Annotated in this window: 4 protein-coding genes and 1 pseudogene; all 5 read left to right on the top strand. The window is 72.0% G+C overall.

What is annotated here, in order from left to right; all coding sequences use genetic code 11:
* The first annotated feature begins 307 nt into the window (after window positions 1-307).
* On the top strand, window positions 308-817 hold the full coding sequence (locus HW445_RS18260) for a single-stranded DNA-binding protein (RefSeq protein ID WP_180222066.1): 510 nt from the start codon (window positions 308-310) through the stop codon (window positions 815-817).
* Between the two features lie 204 nt (window positions 818-1,021).
* Complete coding sequence (locus HW445_RS18255; RefSeq protein ID WP_180222065.1) at window positions 1,022-2,470, top strand: thioester domain-containing protein; 1,449 nt, start codon at window positions 1,022-1,024, stop codon at window positions 2,468-2,470.
* A gap of 130 nt (window positions 2,471-2,600) precedes the next feature.
* On the top strand, window positions 2,601-4,265 hold the full coding sequence (gene ettA, locus HW445_RS18250) for an energy-dependent translational throttle protein EttA (RefSeq protein WP_180222064.1): 1,665 nt from the start codon (window positions 2,601-2,603) through the stop codon (window positions 4,263-4,265).
* Window positions 4,266-4,272: 7 nt separating this feature from the next.
* Window positions 4,273-4,701 carry a thioesterase family protein gene (locus tag HW445_RS18245; protein WP_180222063.1) on the top strand — a complete coding sequence of 143 codons (429 nt, stop codon included), beginning with the start codon at window positions 4,273-4,275 and terminating at the stop codon, window positions 4,699-4,701.
* Window positions 4,698-4,955: pseudogene (locus HW445_RS18240) on the top strand (hypothetical protein); the annotation flags it as partial. The gene HW445_RS18245 and the pseudogene HW445_RS18240, both read left to right, overlap by 4 nt.

Here is a 4,955-nt window from a genome sequence, read left to right as displayed (position 1 = left end):
TGCGGCCGCGTCCGGGTCCTGGAGCCGGTCGCCGAGGCGGTGGCCGGCCACCGCGAGGTGCGCGAGCAGTACGGCGTGGTCAGCGGCGCCCTGCCGGTGGGGGCGGGCACCCTCGGAGGCGCCCGTTCACCCTCACGGGTGGGGCAGTTGTCCACAACCACCCTCTGAACCCACAGCCCTCAGCGGGCCCGCCCGATCCGCCGCACCCTGGAAGCGGCCGAACGGGACGGGCCCGTCGGCGCTTCCCCGGGTGTCCGTGCTCTGCCGCGGGCGTCCGGATTCCACGGGTGTGGTGAAGGGACGTGCGATGAACGAGACGGTGGTCTGCGCGGTCGGCAACGTGGCGACGCAGCCGGTGCACCGGGAGGACGAGCGGGGCCATGTCGCCCGGTTCCGGCTGGCGGCGACGCCCCGCTACTGGGACCGAGAGAAGGCGACGTGGGTGGACGGCCACACCAACTTCTTCACGGTGTGGACCCGCCGCTCCCTGGCGGCGAACGTGGCCGCCTCGCTGTCGGTGGGGGATCCGGTGGTGGTCCACGGCAGGCTCAAGGTGCGGGCCGAGACCCGCGACGGCCAGGCCCGCACCGACGTGGACATCGAGGCGGTCGCCGTGGGGCACGACCTGGCGCGCGGCACCTCGGCGTTCCGCCGCACCACCAGGGGAGAGACGGGCGCGGGGGAGGCGGGCGGTGTCGCCGGGGGTGCCCGGCCGGCCGCGGTGGCGGCCCTGAAGACCCGGCCGGGCGCGCCGCCCGGCGCGCCGGGAGACCCATGGGGGATGCAAGCGGTGCCGGGCGCTCCCTTGCTGACGTGATGTCACCGTGGACTGTCCTGGTTGCCGCCGGTTGCTCACCTTTCGGGCGGTAACAATTGCGAGTCGGAACCGGCCCGGTCCCGGGCTGCCGCCGGGTGCGGCGGGGCGCTTCCCTAGGATGCCGGGGTGGGTCATGGGCCGGTGGCGCCGCGTACGGATCCCGGGTCCCGAGTCAGAAGGCCCCGGCCGGAGGGGAGTTCCGTGATGTCGTCGTTCCACCCGCGTGTCGTGCGCCGGTCCGGCGCGGTCCGTGCCGCAGCGGTGTCGCTGCTGTCCGGGCTGCTGACCGCCGGGACGGCCACCGGTGCGGCCGCGTCCACCGCCGACTCGGGCGCGCTCGCGACACCGCAGTGGAACACCGGAGGCGCCACGGCCGTCGCGGACGACCTGCGTGCCTTCGGCACCGCCGTGATCCACGGGACGGACGGCGACCGGGAGGTCCCGGCGGGACTGTTCGAGCTGTCCGTGGACGGCGGCGGGACGCTCCAGACCTACGGCGTCGACATCCAGCGCGCCACCCAGCCCGGCGTCGTCTACCAGGAGAGCGACTGGCTCGGCACCTCGCTGGCCGGCAACCCGGAGGCCGGCCGGATCGTCTGGGTGCTGCGTCACTCCTACCCGCAGGTGGACGATCTCTCCCAGCTCGCCGAGCGGGCCGGGGCCAAGGGGCTCACCGAGCAGGACGCCGCGGCCGGCACCCAGGTCGCCGTCTGGCGGCTCTCCGACGGGGCCGACGTGACCGCGGCCGACCCGCAGGCCGAGCGGCTCGCCGACTACCTGGTGAAGAACGCCCGTCCGGAGAAGGAGCCCCGGGCCTCGCTCCGCTTCGACCCGCCGGCCGCCGCCGGGCGCCCGGGCACCCGAATAGGCCCGGTCACCGTCCGCACCGGTGCCGACGACGTGACGGTCCTGCCGCCCGCGGACACCAGCCCGGCGTGGATCACCGACGCCGAGGGACACGCCGTCGAGACGGTGGACGACGGCGACGGCCTGTACGTCGACATCCCCTTCGACGCGGACAACGGCGCGGCGACGCTCACCGTGGAGGCCACCACCACCGTGCCGGTGGGGCGGGCGCTGACCTCGGACAGCCGCAGCCAGGCGCAGGTGGTCGCCGCCTCCAGCGAGACCACGGTGCGGGCCACCGCCACCACCGTCTGGCGGCGGGACGGAGCCGTACCCGCCCTCTGGGGCCGCGAGCGCTGCGAGGCGACCGACGCGGACCTGGCCTCCGGGCTGGACGTCACCCTGCTCAACCGGGGCGACGAGGACTTCACCTACCGGGTGGCCGGGACCGACTACACCCTCGCCCCGGGCGAGCGGCGCACGGTGTTCCAGCCGCTCACCGAGGACGAGAGCTACACCGTGGGCGTCGAGGCGGCGCCGGGCGAGCGGCGGCCCCTGCGGCCGGTCGTCCTCAGCGGGGTGCTCGACTGCCTCACCGAGAGCGCCGCGTCCGCCGTCCGGACGCAGACGGTGCCCCAGCCCCGTCCCGTGCCGTCCACCCCGTCGGCGGTCGGCGAGGACCTCGCCACCACCGGCGGGGGCGGCGGCACCGGCCTCGCCGCCTCGATCGGCGCCGGCCTGGTGGTCGTGGGCGCAGCCGTGCTCAGCGTGGTCAGGCAGCGCCGCCGGGAGGCCCACCAGCAGTGACCCGGCGGCCACGTTCCGTTTCCGGGGCGGAAGGGGGCGCGGGGACGGGCCGTTTTCGTCCTGGGGTGGCGGTACGGCAAGATGGGGTGTATCTGCCCACCGCGAGTTTCAATCTGCCGGACGGTTTCTCTTGGCTGAGTTCATTTACACCATGCGCAAGGCGCGCAAGGCGCACGGCGACAAGGTGATCCTCGACGACGTCACCCTTTCCTTCCTCCCCGGGGCGAAGATCGGCGTCGTCGGCCCGAACGGCGCCGGCAAGTCGACCGTCCTCAAGATCATGGCCGGTCTGGAGCAGCCCTCCAACGGCGACGCGTTCCTGACCCCGGGCTACACCGTCGGCATCCTCCTCCAGGAGCCCCCGCTCAACGAGGAGAAGACGGTCCTGGAGAACGTCCAGGAGGGCGTCGCCGAGATCAAGGGCAAGCTCGACCGGTTCAACGAGATCGCCGAGCTGATGGCGACCGACTACTCCGACGAGCTCATGGCGGAGATGGGCAAGCTCCAGGACGACCTGGACCACGCCAACGCGTGGGACCTCGACGCCCAGCTGGAGCAGGCCATGGACGCCCTGGGCTGCCCGCCCGGCGACTGGCCGGTGAGCAACCTCTCCGGTGGTGAGCGCCGCCGCGTCGCGCTGTGCAAGCTGCTGCTCGAGGCGCCCGACCTGCTGCTCCTCGACGAGCCCACCAACCACCTCGACGCCGAGTCGGTGAACTGGCTGGAGCAGCACCTCGCGCAGTACGCCGGCACCGTCGTCGCCGTGACCCACGACCGGTACTTCCTGGACAACGTCGCGGGCTGGATCTGCGAGGTCGACCGCGGCCGTCTGCACGGCTACGAGGGCAACTACTCCAAGTACCTCGAGACCAAGGCCGCCCGCCTCAAGGTCGAGGGCGCGAAGGACGCCAAACGTCAGAAGCGCCTCAAGGAGGAGCTGGAGTGGGTCCGCTCCAACGCCAAGGGACGGCAGGCCAAGTCCAAGGCGCGTCTGGCCCGCTACGAGGAGATGGCGGCCGAGGCCGACAAGATGCGGAAGCTGGACTTCGAGGAGATCCAGATCCCGCCGGGCCCGCGACTGGGCAACGTGGTCGTCGAGGTGGAGAACCTCCGCAAGGCCTTCGGTGAGAAGGTCCTGATCGACGACCTGTCGTTCACGCTGCCGCGCAACGGCATCGTCGGCATCATCGGCCCCAACGGCGCCGGCAAGACCACGCTGTTCAAGATGATCCAGGGGATCGAGCAGCCGGACTCCGGCAACATCAAGGTCGGCGAGACCGTCAAGATCAGCTACGTCGACCAGAGCCGCGCCAACATCGACGCCAAGAAGACGCTGTGGGAGGTCGTGTCCGACGGCCTCGACTACATCAACGTCGGCCAGGTCGAGATGCCGTCGCGTGCCTACGTCTCCGCGTTCGGCTTCAAGGGCCCGGACCAGCAGAAGCCGGCCGGGGTGCTCTCCGGTGGTGAGCGCAACCGCCTGAACCTGGCGCTCACCCTGAAGCAGGGCGGCAACCTGCTGCTCCTCGACGAGCCGACCAACGACCTCGACGTCGAGACCCTGTCCTCGCTGGAGAACGCGCTGCTGGAGTTCCCGGGATGCGCCGTGGTCGTCTCCCACGACCGGTGGTTCCTGGACCGCGTGGCGACGCACATCCTCGCCTACGAGGGCGACTCCAAGTGGTTCTGGTTCGAGGGCAACTTCGAGTCCTACGAGAAGAACAAGGTCGAGCGGCTCGGTCCGGACGCCGCGCGTCCGCACCGCGCCACCTACAAGAAGCTGACCCGGGACTGATCGACTCGTGCGCCATCTCTACCGCTGCCCCCTGCGCTGGGGCGACATGGACGCGTACGGTCACGTCAACAACGTGATGTTCCTGCGCTACCTGGAGGAAGCCCGGGTGGACATGCTGTTCCGCCCGGACCAGGACCATGCCTTCGCGCGGGGGACGGTGGTGGCGCGGCACGAGATCGACTACAAGCGTCAGCTGCTCCACCGGCACGCGCCGGTGGACGTCGAGGTCTGGGTGACGAGGATCCGCGCGGCCTCGTTCACCCTGGCCTACGAGGTCAAGGACACCGGGTCCGGCGACGAGCCGGACCTGGTGTACGCACGGGCGTCGACGGTGATGGCGCCCTTCGACTTCGAGATCCAGCGTCCGCGCCGGCTCACGGAGGCGGAGCGGTACTTCCTGGAGAAGTACCAGGACGACGAGGCCGCCGGCTCATGACGAAGCTCCGGTTCGCCGACCAGGGCGAGGCGGCGGACCTCTGCGCCTTCCTCTCCCGGCTGCTGCACTACGACCGTGCCGCCGCGGTGCGGCTCCAGGGCGCGGGGGAGGCCGTCGCCGTCTACGGCAGCCCGGCCTCCTTCGAGGTGCTCGCGGTGCGGGCGGTCCGTCTCGCCGAGCCGGTGGAGTCCCTGGACGTCACGGTCTCGGCGGGGGAACTGCTCGAGGCCGTCGACGAAGGGGCCGGGGGCGCC

Source organism: Streptomyces sp. UH6 (assembly GCF_013421635.1).
GTDB lineage: Bacteria > Actinomycetota > Actinomycetes > Streptomycetales > Streptomycetaceae > Streptomyces > Streptomyces abyssomicinicus.
This window is presented reverse-complemented; position numbering and strand designations above follow the sequence as displayed.

Bases quoted from the DNA above. Each gene is read 5' to 3' on its own strand.
- HW445_RS18260 (WP_180222066.1), top strand. From the start codon at position 308: ATGAACGAGACGGTGGTCTGCGCGGTCGGCAACGTGGCGACGCAGCCG.
- HW445_RS18255 (WP_180222065.1), top strand. From the start codon at position 1,022: ATGTCGTCGTTCCACCCGCGTGTCGTGCGCCGGTCCGGCGCGGTCCGT.